The organism is Streptomyces sp. NPDC019443 (assembly GCF_044389785.1).
Classification (GTDB): domain Bacteria; phylum Actinomycetota; class Actinomycetes; order Streptomycetales; family Streptomycetaceae; genus Streptomyces.
The window spans coordinates 89,052-112,792 of sequence record NZ_JBIRYJ010000003.1; the positions used below are offsets into that span (position 1 = coordinate 89,052).

20 protein-coding genes and 1 pseudogene are annotated in these 23,741 nt (G+C 67.2%); 12 read left to right on the plus strand and 9 right to left on the minus strand.

From position 1 onward, the window contains the following. The first annotated feature begins 718 nt into the window (after positions 1 to 718). The 6 genes from ACH492_RS10905 to ACH492_RS10930 all read left to right on the plus strand — a co-directional run bounded on the left by ACH492_RS10905 (position 719) and on the right by ACH492_RS10930 (position 6,695). Entirely contained in the window at positions 719 to 2,203 is a 1,485-nt protein-coding gene (locus tag ACH492_RS10905; protein ID WP_398984985.1) for a UDP-N-acetylmuramoyl-L-alanyl-D-glutamate--2,6-diaminopimelate ligase, read from the plus strand. A 708-nt stretch (positions 2,204 to 2,911) separates the two neighbouring features. Further along, entirely contained in the window at positions 2,912 to 3,259 is a 348-nt protein-coding gene (locus ACH492_RS10910) for a MerR family transcriptional regulator (protein WP_398984988.1), read from the plus strand. 499 nt (positions 3,260 to 3,758) lie between these two features. Then, on the plus strand, positions 3,759 to 3,962 hold the full coding sequence (locus tag ACH492_RS10915; RefSeq protein WP_069775160.1) for a cold-shock protein: 204 nt from the start codon (positions 3,759 to 3,761) through the stop codon (positions 3,960 to 3,962). A gap of 364 nt (positions 3,963 to 4,326) precedes the next feature. Beyond that, on the plus strand, positions 4,327 to 5,874 hold the full coding sequence (locus ACH492_RS10920) for a DEAD/DEAH box helicase (protein WP_398984990.1): 1,548 nt from the start codon (positions 4,327 to 4,329) through the stop codon (positions 5,872 to 5,874). Between the two features lie 58 nt (positions 5,875 to 5,932). Beyond that, positions 5,933 to 6,331 carry a CBS domain-containing protein gene (locus ACH492_RS10925; RefSeq protein ID WP_398984993.1) on the plus strand — a complete coding sequence of 133 codons (399 nt, stop codon included), beginning with the start codon at positions 5,933 to 5,935 and terminating at the stop codon, positions 6,329 to 6,331. Between the two features lie 55 nt (positions 6,332 to 6,386). Continuing rightward, a complete protein-coding gene (locus ACH492_RS10930) occupies positions 6,387 to 6,695 on the plus strand; it encodes an SCO5918 family protein (protein ID WP_398984995.1) in 309 nt (102 codons plus the stop codon). Between the two features lie 105 nt (positions 6,696 to 6,800). On the opposite strand, the gene ACH492_RS10935 is transcribed toward ACH492_RS10930, so the two are convergent. Beyond that, positions 6,801 to 8,174, minus strand: coding sequence for a DUF1996 domain-containing protein (locus ACH492_RS10935; RefSeq protein WP_398984997.1), 1,374 nt, complete (start codon positions 8,172 to 8,174; stop codon positions 6,801 to 6,803). 467 nt (positions 8,175 to 8,641) lie between these two features. Next, complete coding sequence (locus tag ACH492_RS10940; protein WP_398984999.1) at positions 8,642 to 9,148, minus strand: GNAT family N-acetyltransferase; 507 nt, start codon at positions 9,146 to 9,148, stop codon at positions 8,642 to 8,644. Between the two features lie 205 nt (positions 9,149 to 9,353). Here ACH492_RS10940 and ACH492_RS10945 point away from each other — a divergent pair. Further along, positions 9,354 to 9,540 (plus strand): annotated as a pseudogene (locus ACH492_RS10945) (amino acid ABC transporter ATP-binding protein); the annotation flags it as partial. A 78-nt stretch (positions 9,541 to 9,618) separates the two neighbouring features. After that, complete coding sequence (locus tag ACH492_RS10950) at positions 9,619 to 10,542, plus strand: glutamate ABC transporter substrate-binding protein (protein WP_398985001.1); 924 nt, start codon at positions 9,619 to 9,621, stop codon at positions 10,540 to 10,542. Between the two features lie 406 nt (positions 10,543 to 10,948). Here the strand turns inward: ACH492_RS10950 and ACH492_RS10955 are convergent, their stop codons facing one another. Together ACH492_RS10955 and ACH492_RS10960 are read right to left on the minus strand one after the other, a co-directional pair. Next, positions 10,949 to 11,143 (minus strand): hypothetical protein, encoded by a 195-nt coding sequence (locus ACH492_RS10955; RefSeq protein ID WP_398985004.1) that lies wholly within the window; start codon positions 11,141 to 11,143, stop codon positions 10,949 to 10,951. Positions 11,144 to 11,210: 67 nt separating this feature from the next. Continuing rightward, positions 11,211 to 11,927, minus strand: a complete 717-nt coding sequence (locus tag ACH492_RS10960; protein WP_398985006.1) for a FadR/GntR family transcriptional regulator — start codon at positions 11,925 to 11,927, stop codon at positions 11,211 to 11,213. Positions 11,928 to 12,358: 431 nt separating this feature from the next. On the opposite strand from ACH492_RS10960, the gene ACH492_RS10965 reads away from it, so the two are divergent. The 4 genes from ACH492_RS10965 (at position 12,359) to ACH492_RS10980 (ending at position 16,778) form a co-directional block, all read left to right on the plus strand. Continuing rightward, positions 12,359 to 13,591 (plus strand): aminotransferase class V-fold PLP-dependent enzyme, encoded by a 1,233-nt coding sequence (locus ACH492_RS10965; RefSeq protein WP_398985008.1) that lies wholly within the window; start codon positions 12,359 to 12,361, stop codon positions 13,589 to 13,591. 64 nt (positions 13,592 to 13,655) lie between these two features. After that, the gene (locus ACH492_RS10970) at positions 13,656 to 14,951 is read left to right on the plus strand and encodes an ABC transporter substrate-binding protein (protein ID WP_398985010.1); all 1,296 of its coding nucleotides are present in this window, start codon (positions 13,656 to 13,658) and stop codon (positions 14,949 to 14,951) included. Between the two features lie 13 nt (positions 14,952 to 14,964). Then, entirely contained in the window at positions 14,965 to 15,945 is a 981-nt protein-coding gene (locus ACH492_RS10975) for a carbohydrate ABC transporter permease (RefSeq protein WP_398985012.1), read from the plus strand. Beyond that, positions 15,942 to 16,778, plus strand: a complete 837-nt coding sequence (locus ACH492_RS10980; RefSeq protein WP_398985014.1) for a carbohydrate ABC transporter permease — start codon at positions 15,942 to 15,944, stop codon at positions 16,776 to 16,778. The genes ACH492_RS10975 and ACH492_RS10980 overlap by 4 nt, the downstream gene beginning before the upstream one ends. A gap of 245 nt (positions 16,779 to 17,023) precedes the next feature. Here ACH492_RS10980 and ACH492_RS10985 read toward each other — a convergent pair whose 3' ends face one another. The 5 genes from ACH492_RS10985 to ACH492_RS11005 all read right to left on the minus strand — a co-directional run bounded on the left by ACH492_RS10985 (position 17,024) and on the right by ACH492_RS11005 (position 23,075). Next, on the minus strand, positions 17,024 to 18,088 hold the full coding sequence (locus tag ACH492_RS10985) for a LacI family DNA-binding transcriptional regulator (RefSeq protein WP_398985016.1): 1,065 nt from the start codon (positions 18,086 to 18,088) through the stop codon (positions 17,024 to 17,026). 104 nt (positions 18,089 to 18,192) lie between these two features. Further along, on the minus strand, positions 18,193 to 19,257 hold the full coding sequence (locus ACH492_RS10990; protein WP_398985018.1) for an ABC transporter permease: 1,065 nt from the start codon (positions 19,255 to 19,257) through the stop codon (positions 18,193 to 18,195). Beyond that, the gene (locus ACH492_RS10995) at positions 19,254 to 20,225 is read right to left on the minus strand and encodes an ABC transporter permease (protein ID WP_398985020.1); all 972 of its coding nucleotides are present in this window, start codon (positions 20,223 to 20,225) and stop codon (positions 19,254 to 19,256) included. The genes ACH492_RS10990 and ACH492_RS10995 overlap by 4 nt, the downstream gene beginning before the upstream one ends. After that, positions 20,222 to 21,904, minus strand: a complete 1,683-nt coding sequence (locus ACH492_RS11000; RefSeq protein WP_398985022.1) for a sugar ABC transporter ATP-binding protein — start codon at positions 21,902 to 21,904, stop codon at positions 20,222 to 20,224. Before ACH492_RS11000 ends, ACH492_RS10995 begins: the two co-directional genes overlap by 4 nt. Positions 21,905 to 21,989: 85 nt before the next feature. Next, positions 21,990 to 23,075: an ABC transporter substrate-binding protein gene (locus ACH492_RS11005; RefSeq protein WP_398985024.1), complete on the minus strand. Its 1,086-nt coding sequence runs from the start codon at positions 23,073 to 23,075 to the stop codon at positions 21,990 to 21,992. Between the last annotated feature and the right edge of the window lie 666 nt (positions 23,076 to 23,741).

The window sequence follows — 23,741 nt, forward strand, 5'->3', positions numbered from 1 at the left end:
TCCACTGCTGAGACGGCACGCCTATGCCACCACTTCGCCGGCGTGCCCAGGACCTGAGTGCGCATCACGCAGTGGCCCGCGCCGTTTGGCGCACGTACGCGAGGAGTTCGTGTCCAGCCGTCGTGTCCGAGACGCACGGTCGCTGCCGCCACGCGGAGATCGTCTCCCGTATGGTCTGCGCAGCCGAGTGCACACCGCTCAAGGTCTTCGTCCAGAGCTGCCGTCCCCGCCGTCGGCGGTCGGCCCGGTGAGGTGACAGAGCCCTGGAGTGAGTGGGTCGAGGCCGCGCCATGCGCACGCCAGGGCCCAGCCGGCTGGTTGCCCGCGGGCGGGATCGGGGCCGCTCTTCGCGACGTACACTCCACCCATGGGTTGCACACACGCGATGAGGGAGTGCCTGCGAGGGGCCCCGCGCGCGCTGTGCCCCACTGCGCCCAGGACGACTCGCTGCCGCGCGCTGCACGGCCACGGCTAACCACTTCCTGACGAACCGGGTCCGGATCCTCTTCTCCGCTCCCGCGCAGCCTTCCGGCACCACTCGCGGCCGCCTTCTTCGTGATTTCTGATTTCTGCGGTTCTTCCGGTTTCCCGGGACACCCAGCCACTGCCCCCTCGCCACCCGGCACCCCTGCACCATTCCCGCGGCTGCTCGACGTGCCGTCGCCACTACCGGCGACGGCCGACATCCGGTCTGTCCGCACCCCCGAGAGGACCTCCTGTGAAGTTGAGCGAACTGCTGACCGGGCACGACCACGAGGTCCTTCTGGGCGATCCGGAGACGCGCATCACCGCGGGAACATGCTTCGACGCCCATCGCGTCTCGCCGGGGTCCCTGTTCATCGCGGTGCCCGGTCACCGCGAAGGCGGCCCCGAAGCCGTCGGCCCCGCCCTGGCGCGCGGCGCTGTGGCGGTACTCGTCGACGCATCGGTGTCCGACCTCCCGGCGGCGGTGCAGGCCACGGGAACCGGGGTGTGCGTCGTACGGGTCCCCGACACGCGTACGGCGGCCGCGGTCGTCACCTCCCGCTACTACGGCGAGCCCGGGCGCGAGATGGACATGGTCGCCGTCACCGGCACCAACGGGAAGACGTCGGTGTCGTACATGGTGGAGTCCGTTCTGCGCATCGCCGAACGCGCGCGGGTGGGCGTGATCGGGACGGCCGGCAGCCGGATCGGCGATGAACTGATCCCCATGCCGAGATCTGTGCTGACCACACCGGAGTCACCCGACTTCCAGTACCTGCTGGGACACATGCGCGACCGCGAGGTGAGCACCGTAGTCCTGGAGGCCACGTCGATGGGCCTGCTGACCCACCGGGTGGACCACGCCTTCATCGACGTCGGCATCTTCACCAACCTCACCCAGGACCACCTGGACGACCACGGCACCATGGAGAACTACCGGGATGCCAAGCTGCGCCTGTTCCAGGGGCTGTGCCGACGCGCAGTAGTCAATGCGGACGACCCTGTGGGAGCGGGAATCGGGGCGATGATGCCTGGCGCGGTCACGACCTACTCCATCGACGCCGAGGCCGACTACCGGGCGAGCGACCTGAGCATGGACGCCTTCGGCACGCGCTTCACCCTCCAGCACGCCGGATACAAGTACCCGGCGGCGATCCCCGTACCAGGACGGTTCTCGGTGGCCAACGCGCTGGCCACCGTGGCGGCCTGCCACCTTCTGGGACACGACCTGGCCGGACTGGTCGCCGCGCTCGACCGGATGCCACCGGTCCCTGGACGATTCGAACGATTCCAGACCACCCGCGGCACATCCGTCATCGTGGACTACGCCCACTCCCCCGACTCGCTGGAGAAAGTGCTCACCGCCATCCGGGAATTCGCCACCGGAGAGGTCATTACCGTCTTCGGCTGCGGCGGCGACAGGGACACCACCAAGCGCGCACGAATGGGTGAGATCGCCGGGACCCTCTCCGACCTGGTTGTCCTCACCTCCGACAACCCGCGCTACGAAGACCCCGAGGCGATCCTGGATCAGATCACGCCCGGCCTGCTGGCGACCGGCACCCGGTTCGAGCGGTGCGCGGACCGCCGCCAGGCCATCGACTACGCCCTCTCCAGCGCCGGACCTGACGACATCGTCCTTGTCGCCGGGAAGGGGAGTGAGCCGTATCAGATCGTCGGCGAACAGCTGCTGGCGTTCAGCGACATGGCCACGGTGCGTGAACTCACCGCGCAGTAGCAGCAGTAGTTACGTACCGCATGCCGGCCGCCTCACGACAGCGGCCGACTGGATCATTCGACCGCCGGCTCTTCCGCGGCGACACCCCGGACACCGAGCGCATCGACGCGGCTCGCGTGACCCTGGCGGTACGCCCGCGGGGCGGGCCGGCAGCCGGGAGCACGTCGCGACGCGGTGGACCCGGCTCCCCGGAGCTGCGGCAGTGCGAAAATATTTTCTCTTCTGGACCAGGAAAATCTACCGTGTCAAAGGTAGAAATTACGCCCTCACATGGTTAGAGTTTCTTCCGTAGCCGACGAAGTCAGCGATACGCGACAGAGACGAACTGGCGCGAGCAGTACACGGCACGGCAATGGAGCCCTGGGGTCAGGAAGTGCAAGAAGATCCCAGGTCTGATGGCCGGGCCGGGCGACCCCCGGGGTCGTCGTGCAGCACCGCATGTTCAGAGCAGTTACGACCCGAAGAAACAGAGAGGAGTAGACGCCATCAGGATCGCCCGGGCGAGGATCTCGTTCGCCCGGGTACCGCAGGCCCCGATTGGAAGGTGGTCCCCGGTCACACATCCGCGATCCCCGCACTTCCGGTCTCAAGGACGGACACGCGGAATACGAAAGCCAGCGCACAGCGCCGGCAGATGGTGTTGATACCCCTCGGGGCCCCGGTGTGTACGCATCGGGGCCCCTCGACGCGTTCCAGAAAGAGGTGCAAATGCCCCCAGAGATCCCGCCGCACACCACCGATCGATTCGACGATGACGACTACCCCGCCTACACCATGGGGCGCGCCGCCGAAATGATCGGCGCCACGCCCGGCTTCCTCCGAGCGGTCGGCGAAGCCCGGCTGATCACCCCGCTGCGGTCCGAAGGCGGCCATCGCCGCTACTCCCGCTACCAACTGCGTATCGCCGCTCGCGCGCGCGAACTGGTCGACGCCGGCACGCCGATCGACGCAGCCTGCCGCATCGTCATTCTGGAAGACCAGCTCGAGGAAGCCCTGCGAATCAACGAGGAACTGCGCCGGCCCACGGCAGACTCGGGCGGAGCCGCCGGCTCCTGACTGACGCCTGACTGACGCCTGACTCACGCCTGACTGACACCTGACTGACACCTGACTGACGCCCCGAGCATCGGCGAAGCCTCGCCCCAAGTCACGGGACACCCTGACAGGCCTGGGGTTCGCCGGCCTGGCGAAGAGGTCGCGTTCGCATACCCGACGCCGCGTCGGCAGCGCAGTCCGTTCCGCTCGTATGACTCGGATGAGCTCCGCGCACCCGAATATCTAGTGCCGCAGGCATAGATATTCGAGCGATGCCCCATGAGGGTTTATGGTGCAGCGGGCGGAGTGATATTACTCGCCGCGCCCGTCCGCTTGCGCCGTGCTACCGTAGTTCTCAGTTGCAGTTGTGGTTCCCAGAGACTTCAAGTGCCCGTGCCGGCGTTATTGCCGGAGCGTGCACTTCTGTATTTCCGGATTCTTTTCCGGACGGGGCAATCATCGCGGCGACGCGGAGCTCGCACAGTGCGGGCACCGGGCACTGCCCCGAAGGAGATATGACATGGCTACTGGCACCGTCAAGTGGTTCAACGCGGAAAAGGGTTTCGGCTTCATCGAGCAGGACGGCGGCGGCGCTGACGTCTTCGCCCACTACTCGAACATCGCCGCCCAGGGCTTCCGCGAGCTGCAGGAGGGCCAGAAGGTGAACTTCGACGTCACGCAGGGCCAGAAGGGCCCGCAGGCCGAGAACATCGTTCCCGCCTGAGGCTGACGCGCACGACGTAGCTGGGGCCCGCACCTTGGGGTGCGGGCCCCAGCTCGTTGCATTTCTCCGGGCCGGCCGGGCCGCAGCGACTTCACACACGGCGAGACGCAACAGTTTTCCTCACCGTACGGCGGACGATTCGCTCACGACTCCTGCAGGACACAGGTCCGCCCGTTCCCCATGATTTTGCATCCCAGCCGCTGCGGTGCATGTCAGTCAATTTGACGTGTCCGCCTCCCGCCTTTTGCGTCGGCGGCGGCCGGGCTTCGTCTTAGTTTTCACTTCGGCTCGTTCTTGCAATTCTCTATGCCGCTCACTGCTGCCGAGAATTCCTGGATGCGTGCCGCATCGAGGAAGGTTTTGCATGAACCGCGCAGCTCGCACGAACGACCGCTACTCCCGCACCCGCAAGGGCGGCACCGCAGGCTCCGGCAGAGGCGGCGGCTTCCGTTCGCAGTCGCAGGGGCGCCAGGGCAATCCGGGCCGCTCGGGTACCTCCAGCCGCTCCGGCGGCTACGGACGCCGTCCCGCCGCACTGCAGGGGGAGTTCGCGCTCCCCGTCACCGTTACCCCGGCCCTGTCTGCCGTCGAGGCGTTCGCCGAACTGGATATGCCCGCGCCGCTGCTGGCGGCGCTCCGCACCGAGGGCGTGACCGTGCCGTTCCCGATCCAGGCTGCAACCCTGCCGAACACCCTGGCCGGCCGCGACGTTCTGGGCCGTGGCCGCACCGGCTCGGGCAAGACACTCGCCTTCGGCCTGGCCCTGCTGGCTCGAACCGAGGGCAAACGCGCCGAGCCCCGGCAGCCGCTGGCTCTGGTCCTGGTTCCCACCCGGGAGCTGGCGCAACAGGTCACCGACGCGCTCACCCCGTACGCCCGTTCGCTGAAGCTGCGGCTGGCGACGGTGGTCGGTGGGATGTCGATCGGCCGCCAGGCCGGCGCCCTGCGTGGCGGGGCCGAGGTCGTTGTCGCGACCCCGGGACGGCTCAAGGACCTCATCGAGCGCGGCGACTGCCGCCTGGACCGTGTCGGTATCACCGTCCTGGACGAAGCCGACCAGATGGCCGACATGGGCTTCATGCCCCAAGTCACCGAACTGCTCGACCAGGTACGCCCCGAAGGTCAGCGGATGCTCTTCTCCGCCACCCTGGACCGCAACGTCGACCTACTGGTCCGCCGGTACCTGAACGACCCCGTGGTCCACTCCGTCGACCCCTCGGCAGCCACGGTCACCACGATGGAGCACCACGTACTGCACGTCCAGGGTGCCGACAAGTACGCCACCGCCACCGAGATCGCAGCCCGCGACGGCCGGGTGATCATGTTCCTGGACACCAAGCACGCCGTTGACCAGCTCACCAAGCACCTGCTGCACAGTGGTGTACGTGCCGCCGCGCTGCATGGCGGCAAGTCCCAGCCCCAGCGCACCCGCACCCTCGCCCAGTTCAAGACCGGTCATGTCACGGTGCTGGTAGCCACCAACGTCGCGGCCCGCGGCATCCATGTCGACAACCTCGACCTCGTCGTCAACGTCGACCCGCCCAGCGACCACAAGGACTACCTGCACCGAGGCGGGCGCACCGCCCGCGCCGGCGAGTCCGGCAGCGTCGTCACCCTGGTCCTGCCCAACCAGCGCCGCGACATGGCGCGCCTGATGGCCGCCGCCGGCATCACCCCGCAGACCGCGCAGGTCCGCTCCGGCGAGGCCGAACTGAGCCGCATCACCGGCGCCCAGGCCCCCTCGGGTGTACCCGTCACCATCACCGCACCGGTTGTGGAGCGCCCCAAGCGCAGCGCCTCCTCCACCGGTGGCCGACGCAGCCGCAGCGCCCAGGGCCGCCGCTCCCCCGCTTCGTCCCAAGGGCGGGCAGGCACCTCGCAGCGCCCGACCTCGTACACAAGCGCCGCATGAAGTCGCAGCCCCGGCGGTCGCCGCGGTCCATTGATCCACCGAACACAGAAGGTGTCCATTGACGCTGATCCTCACGCAACCGCGGCAGACGGACCGGATCGGGCTGACCGCCGCCGACGCCATGACCTCACCGGGACCGCAGGTCGGCGATGACATGATCGTCGATGTCGCCCTGTCCGTCCTCATCGGCGCCGGCGTGGGGCACCTGATCGTCCGCGGCGAGGACGACCGCTGCGCCGGCCTGGTCTCCCGGGCCCAGCTCACCGCGTACCGCAGCGGCTCCTGGTACGCCGAGGACACGCGGTTGCGGGACATCGTCCACGACCGGGGGCCGTTCACCCTGTCCGAAACGTCGCTGCACGAAGCGGACTACGCCATGCGGGCCCGAAAGCTCGGTGCCTCGCCTGTGGTCGACGAGGACGGGTACATCCTCGGCGTCCTCACCCTCACACGCTGATCTCCCCGGGCCGGCATTCCGTGTCCGCCCTTCCCTCCAACCCTGTTGAGGCACTATGCGCTGCGTCATCGCCCGCTTCCCCTTCGACCTGGTCAAGAGTGACGTTCAGCAATCGATGACGGGCATCAAGCCTGAACCCGTCACCGGTGACTCCGTGACCATCGGCCGCCGCATCTTCCCCGTCAAGCAGGTGGGCGAAGTGATCACCGGACAGGATCGCCGCGACTTCACCGCCGGCGAAGTGACCAGGGCGCTGACACGCCTCGGTTTCACCTGCCACACCGCCCCCACGGTCGTCCGCGCACCGGCCCTCACCCCGCTCGAGACGGCCTCAGCACAGCTCGGTACAGCAGCACGCATGTGACCGGGACGGGCGACTACTGACCTGGGCGGGCGGCCGGCCGTGCCGCCCGCCCGCACTGTGGTGGACCCGGCAGCGACGTAGCGTTCGCCGTGCCGGGGCCGGGCGTCAGCCGCACCTACGGCCGTTGTTGATGCAGCTCACTGCGTTCCTCATCAGCGACGAGGACATCACGTTGATGAAGTCGCCATGGTCCGTCACCGGCTTGTGCAACTGCTCGGGGAAGCTGTCGACGGCGAACACCGAGCCGGGCGAAATCTTGTACGTGACCCGCTGGACCAGCTGCGGGATGGCCCGGAATCCCTTGGGGCACGAGCCGTTGGCCTGGGCGAAGGCCACATGCGTGCGATGGTTCGCGCTGTCGGTGTTCTGGCCGTCCCAGCAGCTCTGGAACTTGAAGGTACGCACCACATTGCTGCCCCGCGGGCACAGCGGGTACTTGTCCTTCAGCTGTCGGTTCTCGAAGCCGGTGCAGCTCCACGAGGCGTTGGCGTTGGCTGTTCCGTTGGTGAACGCCTTGGCGTCGCCGGTGATGATGCGCAGGAACGTGGGCATCGCCGTGACTTTGCCGACGGGGCTGCCGCGGAAGGTGAGTTGCACTGAAGCGGGCTGGAGAATGCGGCCGACGTTGCCGTCCTGTCCTCCGCCGGGGAGGTTTACGTCACCCTCGTTCTTTCCGTTGCGCAGTCGCAGGACCGGCCAGTAGTGGGTGGAGCGGTCTCCGTTGGTGCATGTCGTCTCGGCGGTGGCAAGGTCGTCATTGCTGGAGAAGGCGTCGGTCTCGAGGTTGCCGACGTAGTCGTGCATGTGGTGGGCGCCGTTGCTGACGCCGGGTGCGACGATCACGTTGTCGGGGTTGAAGTGCTTGTTCTCGTTACGCCCGCAGCGCGACTTGAACGTGCCGCGGGAGGCATTGGGCTGTAGGCGGGGGTTGGCGACATTGGGCCGCACTTTGCGGATGTCCACGAAGTCCGACCTTCGGGGACCGGTCTGCGCCTGACCGCCTGCAGCCGGAGCGGAAGCACCCGGAGCGGAGGCACCCGGAGCAGGTGCGCTCGAAGCGGGGGCGCCGGGAGCCGCAGCGTCGGCCCCGGACGCGGAAGCGGGGGCCACGTCGTCCCGCTTGACCGTGCAGGACGCCAGCGAGTCCAGTCCCTCCGGGCTGGTCGAGACCCGGTCGATCTCGGCCGCGATGCGGTCCAGTGTGCTGCGGCGCTGGGACGACAGCGGATCCAACACCCGCGCGCGCACCCAATTCTGGTCGGCTTTCGCGCCACCCGCGGCGAGTTGCCCATAGGCATCTGCGACCTGGGTATCCAGCTGCGCCAGTTCATTGTCCACAGTGGGCCGCGCCTCCTGCGGCACACTCGACAAACGGACTGCGACGTCGGGGCAGTTGATGGTCATCGGCGCCTGCGCCGCCGCCAGCTGGCGCGCGGATTTCGCGGATTCCCGGCTGGCCGAGGCGTTGTTGTCGGTCATCAGGAGAGCCCCGCCCCCCACGGCCATTGCTGCCACTCCCGCGACTGTCATGCCGATCCATCTGGACCGCTTGTGTCTCTGTCTGTAGCTCACAAGTCCGCCCCTCCTTGGTTGCCTTCGCACACCGGGGACTTCATGCCCTCGGCCGAGTCGGACCGTGCCCTCACCCGCTCGGGCGGAGGCACAGCACAACACCGACACATACGGAGACGAGGCCTGTTCTGCTCAACAAGAACCGAAGGTCTTTGAAAGTCCGTGCGCCGGGCGGGCGCCGAAGGGCCCTGCTGCTGTTCGGGCACCATGGGGCAGGCCTTCAGCGGGGCATCAGCGGGGCATCAGCGGGGCATCAGCGGGAGAGGCTACGCCGCCGGCGTGCAGACGGTCCAGCAAGTCGCCGTGCAGATCGCGCTGTTCGGGGGTGCGGGGCGAAGCCCGGACGCCCACCCCGGCTCCACGAGCCGCCATCATCACGCGACGGGGGCCCGGAACAGCCCACTCAAGTCACGTTCGTAGCAGATCCCTGGGCGGCCGCCCAGCAAGGTCTCGCCGGTGGGTACGAATCCCGTACGGGCCAGCACGGCTCGCGAGCCGGCGTTGTCCACCGTCGTCACGGCCCGCAGCATGGTCAGACCGTACTCCGTAGCAGCCAGGGCGCATGTCTGGTGGACGGCGGTCGTGGCCAGGCCTTGACGGGCCGCTCTCTCGGCGATCCGGTACCCGAGCTCGCCAGAACCGTCCGCCACATCGATCAGGTTGACCCGCCCCAGCACCTCACCGCCGCCGCCCACCAGCACGTGGAAGAAGTGCAGCCCGGCGGCCTGCTCGGCGAGCAGGTCACGGTGCCGTGCCTCGAAATGGCTGAAGTAGTCGTCGCCACGGTCTGGAATCGACGCGGCGAAGTAGGCCCGGTTCTCCTGCTCGAACGCGAGCAGGGCCGGGGCATGGTCGAGGCGAAGGCGCTGGAGTTCAGGCATGGGAGAACGCTACGCATCCTCGCACTCGGGCGAGTGTGGAGGGGGCAGCAAGTCGGCCGGCCCGCTCCGTGGATCGAGATGGGTGTGCCCGGCGGGCAGCCCAGGCCCATGCCGGATATGTCCGGCCGTAGCCGGACCGTGATGCTCAAGTTCTGCTCAGATGTAATGACGCCGAGAGGATCGACTCCTTACTGTCCTCCCTACGCAGCTCGCGCGCGACGTGACAACGATGATCGTCGTCACGCACGAGATGGGCTTTGCACGGTCCGCCGTGAAGCGGGTCGTGCTCGTGGCCGACGGCAAGATCGTCGAAGGGGCCTCGCCGGATGAGTTCCGCAACACCCACGCAGCGACCGGACCAAGGACTTACGTCCAAGATCCTGCACCCTTGACGCGCGACGTCCTGCGGCGACGCCCTTGTCCCCAACCGTTGAGCCTGCCGCAGCTGTTGATACGAAGGATGTTTCACGATGAAGCCCTGCAAGTCCGCCGCACTCGCGACGATCGCCGTGCTTGCGGTCGCCCTCACGGCAACCGCCTGTGACAGCGAGTCCGGCAGTACCGGTGACAATCCCACCGGTAGCTCGGACAGCGGGGAACAGCCGACGCTGCCCACTTACGAGGTCGCCAAGAAAGTCAAGATCGACTCTCCGACCCTGAAGAAGGCCCAGAAGGCGGGCAAGCTCATCATCGGCGCCAAGAACGACCAGCCGTTCCTCGGCTTCGAGGACGCGAGCGGCAAGCGGTCCGGCTTCGACATCGAGATCGCCAAGATGATCGCCGCCGACCTCGGGTTCTCGCCGGACATGATCGAGTTCAAAACGGTCGACACCCGCAACCGCGAGGCCTCCATCTCCAGCGGCGAGGTCGACCTGTACGTCGGCACGTACACGATCAACGACGAGCGCAAGAAGAAAGTGGGCTTCGCCGGCCCGTACTACACGGCGGGCGCCGACCTCCTGGTCCGCAAGAACGACGGGACGATCAGCGGTCCGTATTCCCTTCAGGGCAAGACGGTCTGCTCGGTCAAGGGCTCGACCGCGATCAAGGAGATCAAGAAGCCCGACTACAACACCACGACCGTCGAAACGTCCAAGTACAACGAGTGCGTTCAGAAATTGCTCAACGACGAGGTCGATGCCGTCACCACGGACGATGCCATCCTCATGGGCTACGCAGCCCAGCGCCCGGAGAAACTGAAGGTCGTCGGGAGCCCGTTCACCGAGGAGCCCTACGGCATCGGCATGAACAAGGATGACAAGGCGCTGCGTGACGCGGTTTCGGACGCCATCGAGGCGCACGACAAGAGCGGCGATCACAAGAGGGCATACGACGCGACGCTTGGCCTTTCCGGCTCCAGATACGGCGGGGCGTCGATGGTCGAGCGCTACTGACTGCGCCGACACTGCCCATCGGCGCCTCGCAGGCGCGGCGCCCCTCCGAGGCGCGTCGCGCACGCCCAAGCCGTAGCCCCAGCGCGGCACTGGCCTCTGGACCTCAGCTGGTCGCGCTCCGCGTTCCACTGCGTCGCTGAACCAGCAAACTCCCCAGAGCAGTGCGCTGGTGCAGGACCACCGTCCGGCGCGGGCCGTGGTGATCAGGCCCGCGCCGCGCAGCGCGGCGGTGTGGGCGGAAACAGCGGCATTGCTGACTCGCAGCCGCCGGGCTCGCTGGTGGTGTGCTCCTCCGCGAGCAGGAGCAGTATGTCGACGCGGGTTCGCCCGAGCACCCCGGCCGGCGCGTCGTCCTTGCCGCCCGGACGGGTCGGCAGGAGCGGCAGGCCCGGACCGGCCGGGTAGGTCAGGACCAGGGGGCCATCGGGCAGGTGGGCGATGAGGGGATGCCGGTCCAGTGGAAGGTGGGCAGTAGCACCACGCCGCGACCGCGCAGCTTGATGTCCCTCTCACTGGGCCCCTCGAACTCCCAGACGCCCTCGTGCAGCCGGGTGCCAGGGACGAGTGCGGAGAGTGCGGCGCCGATGCCGTGCTCAGCCACGGCCAGGGCGTGACGCGGACCATCGCCGTTACTGATCATGCAGCTGCCGCAGCCGCATGCATGGTCGTCACGACGACGTGTTCGGGCTGTCCCCCTCCGCAGACGGCAGAAAGGCGTGCAGCCATCTCTCCGTGTGAGCGACATGGGTCGCCGCCGCGCTGGCAGCGGCGACAGGGTCCCGATTGGCGATCGCGGTAGCAATCGCACGGTGTTCCTCATCGCTTGCGCGCTTGATCTCAGCGCTCTCGGGAAGCGTGAACACCTGGTAAGCGCGTGAGCGCGCGCGGAACACGCCGAGCAGGGACTCCAAAGTCGGGTTGCCTCCGATCCGGGCGATCGCCGAGTGGAAGCGGTGGTCGAGCTCGGAGATCTTGGAGGGGTCGTCCTTCGCCTCCATGGCTTCCATCGCCTCGATGTGTCCGAAGATCGTCTTCAGCGTCTCGGGGTTCACACGAGCAGCCGCCTGGGCGGCGACGTGGGATTCCAGAACGCGCCGGAGCTCGTACACCTCGAGCAGCCCGCTCAGCGGCAGGAGATCGACGGTCAACGAGAGGCTGCCGATGATGTCTTCCGGCCGCAGCTGGGAGACGTAGGTGCCCGAGCCGTGACGCGGCTCGACGATGCGCAGCGCCACGAGCATCCGCACCGCCTCGCGGAGGGGCCCCCGGGAAACACCGAGCTCCTCGCACAGCTCGTTCTCGGGCGGAATACGCTCCCCCGCGCCGAGACGACCGGTGGCGATCATGTGCCTGAGGCCGTGAAATGCCTTGTCGACTGCGGACATCGCTTCCTCTCCGGATGGCCCGGCAGCATCGCCCGGCCTCCGAACAGTCTACCGAGTCATCAGACAGTGCATCCGGTTCAACAGGAAGTCATTAGACGACTTTGGTGCCCGGACGACGCCCGGAGGACTTCTCGACCCGATCACGACTACAGACCAGCCGATAGCAGACGCACAGTCAGGCGCCAGGCAGCGAACGACAACACAAGGCATTAGCGCCGATCGTCCTTGTTTTACAAGGTCAAACTCGGCGCTTGGTGGAGGGTAGCCGGTCAACCACAGGTCATCAGGCTGACGCGTCCACACGAACCGGCGCGAGGCTATTGCTCTCGCCAGGGGCCGCGTGTCAGGATGCCGCCCCAAGTCGTCATATCTCTTTTGAGAATCATCTGATGTCACGCGTGATCTGGAAGATCACGGGAGATCGGAGTCACGTGAGCGAGACCGACCTCACCCCAGCACCACGCCCGCTGCTCCTCCCTGACGGGCGGGCCGCCGCGGAAGCCTGGTCGCTGGACCCCGGGCACAAACATCTCAACCACGGATCGTTCGGGGCGGTGCCGGTCGTCGCGCAGGACGAACAGAACCGGCTGCGCAAGGAAATGGAACGGTCCCCGCTGGTGTGGTTCCCGGCGCTCCCCAAGCGGGTCGCGACTGCCAGGGCTGACATCGCCGCGTTCCTGCGCGTCGCCGTGGAGGACCTCGCTCTCGTACCGAATGCGAGTGGCGGCGCGAGCGTCGTCTACGCGAACCTGCCGGCCAGACGCGGCGGCGAGATCATCGTGACGGACCATGGCTACGGAGCCGTCACCATGGGGGCCCAGCGCCTCGCGAGGCGCTGGGGCGGCACCGTTCGCACGGTGAGGGTTCCCCTCGACGCCGACGAGAAGCACGCCTACGAAGCGATCGCCGCCGAACTCGGCGACGCGACGGAACTGATCGTCGTGGACCACATCACCTCGGCCACCGCGCGCCGGATGCCCGTGGAGCGGATCGGCGCGGAGGCGCGGAGGCACGGCATCCCGCTCCTCGTGGACGGGGCGCACGTTCCCGGCCTGATCGACGGTCCTCTCTCCGGTCTGGAGTGCGACTTCTGGATCGGCAACCTTCACAAGTTCGGCTGCGCCCCCCGTGGCACATCGGCTCTGGTCGCCCGCGGCGCGCTGCGCGACGACCTCTATCCGCTGATCGACTCCTGGGGCGCCGCCGATCCGTTCCCCGAGCGCTTCGACACCCAGGGAACGGTGGACGTCACCAGCTATCTCGCGGCGCCGGCCTCTCTCGACTTCATCGAGCGCACCTGGGGCTGGAAGACGGCACGCAGCTATATGCAGGACCTGGCCGACTATGCGGAGCGAATCGTCGGCGACGCCTTCGCCGAACTCACCGGTACAAGCAGCGCAGTTGACGTCGGCATGCCGGTCAACGCCCTGCGGCTGGTGCGCCTGCCCGCAGGCCTGGCCACCAGCCATGCCGCCGCCGACGCGCTGCGCGATCGGGTGGCGCAGGAGTTGGGTGTCGCAGCGGCGTTCACCAGCTTCGACGGCGTCGGCTACATCCGTCTGTCGACGCATGTGTACAACACGGCCGCCGACTTCGAGTACTTCGCCGAGCGCTGCGTCCCGGTGCTCGGCGAGTGGGCCCGCACTGCGGACGCCGCACCGTAGAGACGCGCGAGGCACGTTCCCATCCGACGCTGCTTTGCGGAATCACACCTATGGAGGAGGACAGTTGAGAAGAAGGAAGGCAATAGCCGCCCTCGGCATCGCTGCCGCGATGGTACTGACGGGCTGCTCCACGAGTGCGAGTGACGGGACCGTCACCCTTCAGATGGTGGAGAGCCTGACGAACCCCGCCCGCACAGAGCTCCTGAAGAAACTCATCGCCGATTTCCAGAAGGAGAACCCGAAGATCAAGGTCAATCTGATCTCGCCGCCGACCGACCAGGCAGATCAGAAGATCCAGCAGATGCTCCAGTCCGGCAGCGGCGTCGACACCCTGGAAGTCCGGGACATCACCGCCGGCCCATGGTCGACCAACGGCTGGCTCCACGACATGGGCAAGGACCTTGAGGGGTGGGCCGGCTGGAAGGACATGACCGAGAACGCCACCAAGGCCTCCAAGAACGCCAAGGGAAACACGTACTTCGTCCCGTACGGCTTCTATGGGCTGAGCCTCTTCTACCGTACGGACCTGATCAAGGAAGCCGGATCCAGTAGTCCGCCCACGAACTGGGACGAGCTGCTGGAGCAGGCCACCGCCATCCAGGACAAGGGCAAGCGCAAGTACGGCTATGCGTTCCGGGGCGGAACCAATGCCAACGGAAATGTGACCGCGGCCATCGAGGCGTACGTCGCCGACAAGATCGACCGCGAGAACGGCTACAAGCTCACCGACGGCAGCACGATCTTCTCCGCGCCGGAGGCCCTCGACGCGCTGAACACCTACTTCAAGCTGTTCAAGCAGGCGTCGCCGCCGTCGTCGGTCGCATGGGGATACCCGGAGATGGTCGAGGGCTTCTCGAACGGTTCCACTGCGTTCCTGCTGCAGGACCCCGAAGTGATAGCGACGGTGGGGCAGTCGAAGGCGATCAAGAAGGACCAGTGGACCACCGCTCCCCTGCTCGCCGGTCCAGGCGGCAAGGCCGTTCAGCCGCTGGCGACCGCCGGCTGGGGGATCGCCAAGGGCAGCAAGCACAAGGCGGAGTCCATCAAGCTGATCAAGTTCCTCTCGCAGGGCGAGGCGTCGACCACCTTCAGCAAGGAGAACAGCCTGGTCCCGATCCTCAAGGCGGCGAGCGAGGACGAGTTCTACAAGACCGGTCCGTGGGCCAGCTACGTGACGATGACCGAGAACCCGGACAAGTACATCACCGTCACCCAGCCCCGTGACGCGCCCTGGTGGACCGAGTGGTCCCAGAAGGCCGACGCGGAGATCCAGCGGGTGCTGCTCGGCAAGATGACCCCGAAGCAGCTGCTCGACAGCTGGGACAAGTACTGGACCGAGAAGTGGAAGAGCAAGGGCTGAGGGGAAGGCGGACGTGACCCGATCGACCTACGAGCAGGTGGAGCGCCCCTCCCTCAAGGGGGGCGCTCGGCCCGCACCGACAACGTCCGGTCAGCGTCCGCGCAAGCCGGCCTTCACCGCACGCCGCGGCCTGGTCATCGCCGCGTACATGGCCCCGGCAGTGCTCTTCGTCGCTGTCTTCATCTACTACCCCATGCTCCGGGGCAGTCAGATGGCCTTCCGCCACTGGAACCTCACGGACCTCACCGACACGTCCTGGGTGGGCTTCGAGAACTTCCAGGCGATCTTCACGGATCCGGCATGGAGCACCGTCCTCAGCAATACCGCGCTGTGGGTGTTCGCTTCCATCATTCCCCAGTTCGTGATCGGTTTCGCCATCGCGCTGTGGCTGCGCCGCCGTTTCCGCTTCCGCGGGCTGTACCAGGCGCTGATCTTCTTCCCCTGGGCCATTTCCGGATTCCTCATCGGCATCCTGTTCCGCTGGATGTTCAACAGCGAGTTCGGGGTCGTCAACGACCTTCTGGAGAAGGCGGGACTGATCGACCAGCCGATCGCCTGGCTCGCGGATCCGAAGATGGCGATGATCGCCGTCATCGTCGCCAACATCTGGTACGGCGTCACCTTTTTCTCCATCATGATCCTCGCCGCACTGCAGTCGGTCCCCAACGAGCTGTACGAGGCGGCCGAACTCGACGGGGCTGGCAAGGTCCGCACACTGTTCCAGGTCACCATCCCCTACATCCGGGTGACGCTGGCGCTGACCGTGCTGCTGCGGGTGATCTGGATCTTCAACTTCCCCGACATCATCTTCGGAATGACCGGCGGCGGCCCGAACAACGAGACGCACATCGTGACCACGTGGATGATCACGATCACGCAGCAGGGTGACTACGGGAAGGCGTCCGCGCTCGGTCTCATCGTCGTCGCGGTGCTGCTTGTCTTCTCGGTCTTCTACCTCATGGCCACGCGCGAGAAGAAGGGAGCAATTTCGTGATCAACAAGGAGTCCGTTCCGGGACGCGTCACCAGAGTCACCTTCCTCGCGCTCTGGCTGGTCGTCACGGTCTTCCCGCTGTACTGGATCACCATCACATCGCTGAAGAGCCCGGGCGACATCTTCACGTTCCCGATCGCCTACTGGCCGGAGCACTTCTCGCTGGAGAACTACGCCGGACTGTTCAGCAATGCGCAGTTCGGCGTCTATCTCACCAACAGTCTGATCGTCGCGACGGTCGCAGGCGCGGTGGCAACCGCGATCTCGATGCTGTCGGCTTATGTGCTGGCCCGTTTCGAATTCCGGAGCAAGAGCGCGCTGCTGATGGCGGCTCTGATCACGCAGATGATCCCCACCTTCATCGCGCTGGGCCCGCTGTACCTGATGATGACCGAGCTGAAACTGGTGGACAACCGGCTCGGGCTCATCCTGGTGTACGTCGGGGTCTGCATCCCCTTCTGCACGGTGATGCTCCGTGGATTCTTCGCGAACATCCCGGACGCACTGGAGGAAGCCGCCATGATCGACGGCCTCTCACGGTTCGGGGCCCTCTTCCGGGTGCTCCTCCCGGTGATGAAGCCGGGCATCATCGCCGCGTTCATCTTCAACTTCGTGAACTGTTGGAACGAACTCTTCCTTTCGGTCACGCTCATGAACAGCGACGACAACAAGACGATCCCCACGGCGTTGAACGGCTTCATCTCGAGCTTCAACATCGACTGGGGTTCGATGTCTGCGGCGGCGGTGCTCACGATTCTCCCGACGATGGTGCTCTTCGCCTTCGCCAGCCGCCATATCGTCCAGGGGCTCACCTCGGGTGCGGTCAAGGGGTAGTGGCCGCGGGGCCACAACCTAAGGGCCTGCGCATCGCCCGGTGGTGGTCGCCTGGTGGTGATCCATTCGTGGTGCCACCCTGGATGTACTGCCAACCGCCAAGGGGGTACGAAGATCGGCGGATGATGTCATGCCCGAGTTGCCCGATGTCGAGGGGTTCCGCGAAGTCCTCGCCTCCTGCGCGCAGGGCAAGCAGATCAAGCGGGTCGTGAGCGGTGTTCGTGCGGAGCAGCCGGGTTCGCACCTCAGCCGGGGGCAGCCAGGTCCTGGCGGTGCCCGGTTCGGACCGCCTTCGCGGCGGGCCCGCCGGTACTGGTGGACTCGCGGACGAGGAGGCGGTATCCGGGCCGGGCCCGGAGGGGTTCGGCCCGATGGCCGGCGAGCCGTTCGACGAGGCTCTCCACGGCGAGACGGGCGATGGCCTGCTTGTCGGGGGAGATCGTGGTGAGGGTGACGGCGCCGAACCGGCTTTCCTCGATGTCGTCGAAGCCGACCACGGCGACGTCGTCGGGCACGATGAGGCCCCGCTCGGTGAGCGTACGCATTGCCCCGATGGCGATCAGGTCGTTGTAGGCGAAGACGGCGTCGGGCCGCTCACCGCGGTCCAGCAAAGCAGCCATGGCGGTGGCGCCGTCGACGCGTCCGTAGCCGTCGGTTGCGGCGACCAGGTTTTCGTCGGGCTCCAGTCCGGCGGCGACGAGTTCTTCCCGCCAGCCGCGCAACCGCAGGTGTGCCGGCTGGCGCTCGCGGCCGGTGCGGGAACCGATGAAGGCGATCCGCCGGCGTCCGATGGAGAGGAGATGACGGACTGCCTCACGAGCCGCGGCCACGTTGTCGATGGCGATGTGATCGTAGGGGGCCTCGTACTCCCGCTCCCCCAGCAGCACCAGCGGCGCAGTCTCGTCCCGCCCGGTCAGGTCCTCGGCCTCCAGATGGATCGGACTCAGAATGAGTCCGTCGATGACATGGGAGCGAAATCCCTGGCTGACCAGGACCTCCTGCTCACGCAGTCCGGCCGTGTGGTCCACCAGAACGGTGTAGTCGTACCGGGCGGCCGCGTCGATGACCGCGCCGGCCAACTCGGCGAAGTACGGGTTGCCGAGTTCGGGGACGGCGAGGGCGATGATGCCGGTGCGTCCTTTACGCAGATGGCGCGCGGTGAGGTTGGGGCGGTAACCGAGTTCGTCGATGGCCTGCTGCACCTTTGCGCGCATGTGCGGTGTGACGTGGGGATAGTTGTTCACCACGTTCGACACGGTCTTGACCGAAACGCCCGCCCGCTGCGCGACGTCTTTCAGACTGACGCCCACTGCACTCCTTCGCTGGACCGGACCGGGGCCCCGGAGACATCCGGGTCCGGCATGCTGTGCGCCGGGCACGGCCGACACTGCGGCCGTGCGGCACCCGGCGTTCCTCAGGTGGTTCTGCGGCTCCGTGCCAGGTATCGCTGCGCCACCACGACCACGATCAGGAAGCCGCCGCTGACCACGGACTGGTAGGAGGAATTGAGCGAACCGATCTGGTTGATCAGGTTCTGGATCACCGCGAGCAGCAGCACCCCCCACAGTGTGCCGCTCACCGAACCCGCGCCGCCGATGAGCAGCGTGCCTCCGATGACGACCGCCGAGATGGCGTCAAGTTCCATGCCGACACCGATGATGGTGACGCCGGAGGAGAGCCGCGCCGCGTTGATCGCGCCTGCCAGGCCGGCCAGTAGCCCGCTGAGCAGGTAGACCATCACCTTCGCTCGGGCGACGGGGAGACCCATCAGCGTCGCCGCGTCGGCGCTGCCGCCCACGGCGAACAGTGTCTGGCCGAAGGAGGTGCGTTGCAGGACCAGACCTCCGGCGCCGAAGAGCACTGCCGCGATCAGGATCGGATAGCCGAATCCCCAGATGCTGCCCTGCCCGATGTGGGCGAAGGCCGACTCCTTGGGAACCAGGTACGTGCTGGCGCCCTCGTCGGTGATGGCAAGCAGCAGCCCACGGGCGGCCAGCAGCGAGGCGAGGGTGACGATGAACGGCGCCAGACCGGCGCGTGCGATGAGGAGTCCGTTGAGGGCGCCGATCGCTCCGCACACGGCGAGTGGGACCACCAGGGCGGGGAGGATGCCCCATTGCGAGGCCCAGGCCGCGAGTACGCCGCCGAGCGCGAATACCGAGCCGACGGACAGGTCGATGCCGCCCGTGATGATCACCAGGGTCATGCCCAGTGCCACGATGGCGAGGAAGGATGCCTGGACCGTCACTCCGCGGGCGTTGTCCATGGTGGCGAAGGTCGGATAGACGAACGACGAGACAGCCACCACGAGGACCAGAACGGCGAGTACGCCCTGGCGTTGGACCAGTGAGGCGAAGCGCTCCCTGCCGGTCGGCTGTTCGGCCGCCACGTCCTGCCGGGGCGGGCTGCCGGGCGGAACGGATGCGGCCGGCGGTCGGGAACCGGCCTCGGAGGAACCGAGTGCTGAGAGGAGTTTCATCGGGATCGGCGCTCCCGGGCGACGTAGACGGCGGCGAGAATGATGGCCGCCTGGGCTATCTGGGCGGTGGAGTCGGGCAGATCGTGCTTGACCAGGGTGGCGCGCAGCAGCTGCATGAGCAGGGCGCCGGCGACGGTGCCGAGGACGCGGATGGAACCGCCGCTGAGCGGTGTCCCGCCGACGACCACGGCCGTGATCGCGGACAGCTCCATCAAGTTGCCCAGGGAGGAGGGGTCGCTGGCGGTGAGCCGGGCGGTGGCCAGCACGCCCGCCAGCGCCGCGAGTACGCCGCACAGGACGTACACACCGGTCAGGACCCGTTTGACCGGCAGACCTGCCAGTGCCGCGGCGGGGCGGTTGCCACCGATCGCGACGACCTGTCGGCCGAAAGTGGTGCGGTGTACCAGGAAGGCCACGGCGAGCGCCAGCACACCGGCGATCAGAACGACCAGCGGGATGCCGAGGAAGCTTCCAGTGCCCAGGGCGAGCAGATCGGGGTTGGCGATCTGCTTCAGCCGGCCGTCGGCCACGACCAGGGCGATCCCGCGGCCGCCGACGAACAGCGCGAGGGTGGCGACGATGGGTTGAAGACCGACCAGCGACACCAAGGTGCCGTTCACCGCGCCGACCACGGCGCCGGCCAGGAGAGCGATGAGGAGGGCCGGCACGAGTCCGTAGCCGAGGTAGAGCGGCAGCAGGGCGGCGGCCAGCGCCATGGCCGAACCCACGGACAGGTCCACGCCCTCGGTGCCGATCACCAGGGCCATGCCCAGAGCCACGATGACAACCGGGGCGGCCTGGATCAGCTGGGTGCGGAAATTGTCGACGGTGACGAAGTGTTCTGTGAAGAAGGCGTTGAAGACCAGCAGCGCGGCCACTGCGACGTACACGCCGTACTCCTGGAACCATGCGGGGCCGCGCAGCTGTGACGGGCCGCGCCCCGGCACTACGGTCGCTTGGCTGGTCATCGGAGATCCTCCTTGCCGGCCGAGGCCTTGGCCGGGACGTGCGGGCCTGTGCCGGTGCCGGTGCCGGTGGTGTCGGAGTCCGGGGCGGGATCCGTTCCTTCCGGAGCGGCGGCTGCGGAATGGTCGGCGAGCACTTCCAGCAGTGCGCTCTCGCCGACCTGATCGCCGGTCAGCTCTCCGGCCACGGACCCGCCCCGCAACACCACGATCCGGTCGGAGCCCTCGACCAGTTCCTCGAGGTCGGAGGAGATCAGCAGGACGGCGAGGCCTTCCTGGGCCAGTTCGTCGATCAGCGCCTGCACCTCGGCCTTGGCACCGACGTCGATGCCGCGAGTGGGCTCATCCAGCAGCAGCACCTTGGGCTCCAGGCACAGCCATCGCGCGAGCAGCACCTTCTGCTGGTTGCCGCCGGAGAGTTCACCGACCTTCTGCTCCGGGCTGGAAGCCTTGATCCGCAGCCGCTTCATGAAAACGTCCACGATGCGGTCCTGCTGCTTGCGCGAGACGACGCCGGCCCGGGACAGCCGGGGCATGGCGGCGAGCACGATGTTCTCCCGGACCGACAGGCCCGGCACGATGCCCTCCGCCTTACGGTCCTCGGGCAACAGACTGATCCCGGCCCGGATGGCACTCGCGGAGGTCGTCCGACGCAGCGGCCTGCCGGCAATGCTGATCTCTCCCGCGTCCAGGGGCAGGGCGCCGGCCAGCGCCTTGGCCGTCTCGCTGCGCCCGGATCCCAACAGGCCGCCAAGTCCGAGCACTTCACCCGCATGGAGATCCAGGCTGATGTCGTCCAATTGATGTCTGCGGGTCAGACCGTTGGCCCTGAGGACGGGTCGGCGCGCGACGTCATGTCCCTCGCCGCCGAATGCTGTCACGCCGTGCCGGCGGACCTCCGTGATCTCCCGGCCGAGCATCATGGACACCAGGTGCATGCGGTCCACGCCGGCCAGGTCGCCTGTGTGGACGTGCCGGCCGTCGCGCAGGACGGTGACCCGGTCGCAGACGCGATACAGCTCGTCCATGCGGTGGCTGACGTAGACGACAGCGATGTTCTGCCGCCGCAAATCGCCGATGACCTGGAACAGGGTCTCCACCTCTCGTGGTTCGAGGGATGAGGTGGGCTCGTCCATGACCACCACCTGTGCCTGGACAGACACTGCGCGCGCCAGCGCGACCATCTGTTGCGTCCCGACGCCCAAGGTGTGCAGCGGCCGCCGGGGATCGACGCGGACGCCGAACCGGGCGAGCAGCTCGGCCGTCTCGCTGTGCATGCGCCCGAAATCGATGAGCCCGAAACGGGACTTGGGCTCACGGCCGAGGAAGATGTTGCAGGCCACGCTCATCAGAGGGACAAGGTTCACCTCCTGGTAGATCGTGGAGATGCCCGCCTGCTGCGCCTCGAAGGGGCGAGTGAAGTGCATCTGCCGTCCGGACAGCAGCAGTTCGCCGCCGTCGGGGCGGTGGACGCCGGTGAGTACCTTGATCAAGGTGGACTTGCCCGCCCCGTTCTCGCCGACGAGGGCGTGGGTCTCTCCCGCGCGAACGGTGAACGAGACGTCGTCGAGGGCGACTACGCCGGGGAACCGCTTGCTGACGCCGCGGGCCTCCAGCAGCGCCGGTGCGTTCGGCGGCTGCGCGCCTGCCGCAGCGGACGCTGCCGCTTCGGGGGGTGCCATGAACCTGGCCTCCGGAGATCGTCTGGATGGTTCCCAGGCCGCCACGAGATGAGACGGGGGTCGTGCCGGCCCGCAGCGGCATGGATCAGTACGCTCCGCCGATCGACGACTTGGCGTTGGCCTCGTCATAGGCGCGGTCGGAGATGATGACGTTCTCCGGGATGGACTCGCCGCCGTAGAACTTCTGCGCGGTCGCGAAGGCGAGCGGGCCGAACCTCGGGTTGGACTCGATGACCGCGTTGTACTCGCCGTTGGCCAGGGCCTGGACGGCGTTACGCGTGCCATCGATGGAGACGATCTTGATGTCTTTGCCGGGCTTCTTGCCGGCACCCTTGAGAGCGGTGAGCGCGCCGAGGCCCATTTCGTCGTTCTCGGCGTAGACCGCGGTGATCTCCGGCTTGGACTGAATGAGCTGCTCCATGACCTGCTGGCCCTTGTCGCGTGCGAACTCGCCGGTCTGCTGGGCGACGATCTCCAGGCCGGGCGCCTTGGCCTTGATCTGGTCGACGAACCCCTTGGTGCGGTCGGTGGTGACGTTGTTTCCGGAGGCGCCCAGCAGAATGGCGACCTTGCCCTTGCCGCCCGTGGCCTTGATCATCGCGTCGGCTGCCCGCTTGCCCTGCTCCACGAAGTCCGAACCCAGGAAGGCGAGGTAGTCCTTGCACGCCGTGGCGTTGATCTTCCGGTCGATCGTCAGGACCGGCACATGCTTGTCGGCCGCGGCCTTGAGGGCCGGCTCAAGACCGTCGGAGTTGAGCGGGGCGACGATGAGGAACTGTGCCCCCTGGGCGAGCATGTCCTGGATGTCGCTGATCTGCTTGGACAGTTGCGACTGCGCATTGGTGGTCAGCAGCTTCTTGACCCCGACCTTCGCCGCCTCGTCCTTGATGGACTGCGTCTCGGCGATGCGGAAGGGGTTGGCCTCCTTCTCCGACTGGGAGAAGCCGACGATTGCGTTCTTCAGGTCGACCTTCGGGGCACCGTAGGCGGTCAGGGCGCAGCCCGGGCCGGAACTCGCCTCCGGCGTCTTGGCGGACTGCGCCGCCTGGGACGCGTCGCTGCCCCCGTTGTCGGTCGTCTCCGACTTCGAACAGCCGGTGGCGGCAAGCGTGATGACCGCGACGGAGAGGCCTACGGCGGAGAGCGTGCGGGACCTGCGCGTGGTGGTCATGAAAGGACACTCCTTGGCGGACGGGACGGCGCCGCCGGGCGGCGTACGGTCGCGGGCAGTGCGGGAGTGCAGCCGTGCCGCCCTGGATGACCGGAGCGTGGGCGTACGGTTGCCGAAAGAGGCTGTGAGCTGCGGGAAAGCCGTGTGACTGGCTCAGTTCCGGGCTGTCTCCGACTGGCTTTACAACGTTATATAGGCGCCTTGGCGCCAGCGGCAAGAGGGTTGCATCGACGTTTCCGAAGCACGTCCGAGCCGACCCAGGAGGTGAGCGCGCTCCACGACCAGGAGAAGCCGTAAGCATCCTGCTCAACCGAGGATCCCCGGTGAGCAGCTCACGACCCGCTCACCGTGGGAAGCCCACCACGGCACCCTCACAGGCCGCCGGAGCCTTCCGGCGGCCTGACACTGCGTGGAACTCCCGTCGCGGGGCGCGTAATCAACCCGGCAGGGCGCGACGCGGTGACGCGAAGCGTCCTCGTCCTTCACCAGGCCTCACCGGGAGGTTGGAGAGGGCCCACTATCGAGAATGATCAATTTTGACCGAATTGAGGTTGCATTTTATAGACCTGCGTGCGGAATCGGAGAATATTTATTCGCTTGCAGGGCTGGGCGGGTCCCTGCGCGGATGAGCCGATACGCTCGCTCAACTCCGGGAGCCCTCGGGGG

Excerpts from the sequence above, each read along its gene's own strand:
- ACH492_RS10910 (WP_398984988.1), top strand. The coding sequence starts at position 2,912 with ATGCCCCCAGAGATCCCGCCGCACACCACCGATCGATTCGACGATGAC.
- ACH492_RS10915 (WP_069775160.1), top strand. The coding sequence starts at position 3,759 with ATGGCTACTGGCACCGTCAAGTGGTTCAACGCGGAAAAGGGTTTCGGC.
- ACH492_RS10920 (WP_398984990.1), top strand. The coding sequence starts at position 4,327 with ATGAACCGCGCAGCTCGCACGAACGACCGCTACTCCCGCACCCGCAAG.
- ACH492_RS10930 (WP_398984995.1), top strand. The coding sequence starts at position 6,387 with ATGCGCTGCGTCATCGCCCGCTTCCCCTTCGACCTGGTCAAGAGTGAC.
- ACH492_RS10935 (WP_398984997.1), bottom strand. The coding sequence starts at position 8,174 with ATGACCGACAACAACGCCTCGGCCAGCCGGGAATCCGCGAAATCCGCG.
- ACH492_RS10940 (WP_398984999.1), bottom strand. The coding sequence starts at position 9,148 with ATGCCTGAACTCCAGCGCCTTCGCCTCGACCATGCCCCGGCCCTGCTC.
- ACH492_RS10950 (WP_398985001.1), top strand. The coding sequence starts at position 9,619 with ATGAAGCCCTGCAAGTCCGCCGCACTCGCGACGATCGCCGTGCTTGCG.
- ACH492_RS10960 (WP_398985006.1), bottom strand. The coding sequence starts at position 11,927 with ATGTCCGCAGTCGACAAGGCATTTCACGGCCTCAGGCACATGATCGCC.
- ACH492_RS10990 (WP_398985018.1), bottom strand. The coding sequence starts at position 19,257 with ATGAAACTCCTCTCAGCACTCGGTTCCTCCGAGGCCGGTTCCCGACCG.
- ACH492_RS10995 (WP_398985020.1), bottom strand. The coding sequence starts at position 20,225 with ATGACCAGCCAAGCGACCGTAGTGCCGGGGCGCGGCCCGTCACAGCTG.
- ACH492_RS11000 (WP_398985022.1), bottom strand. The coding sequence starts at position 21,904 with ATGGCACCCCCCGAAGCGGCAGCGTCCGCTGCGGCAGGCGCGCAGCCG.
- ACH492_RS11005 (WP_398985024.1), bottom strand. The coding sequence starts at position 23,075 with ATGACCACCACGCGCAGGTCCCGCACGCTCTCCGCCGTAGGCCTCTCC.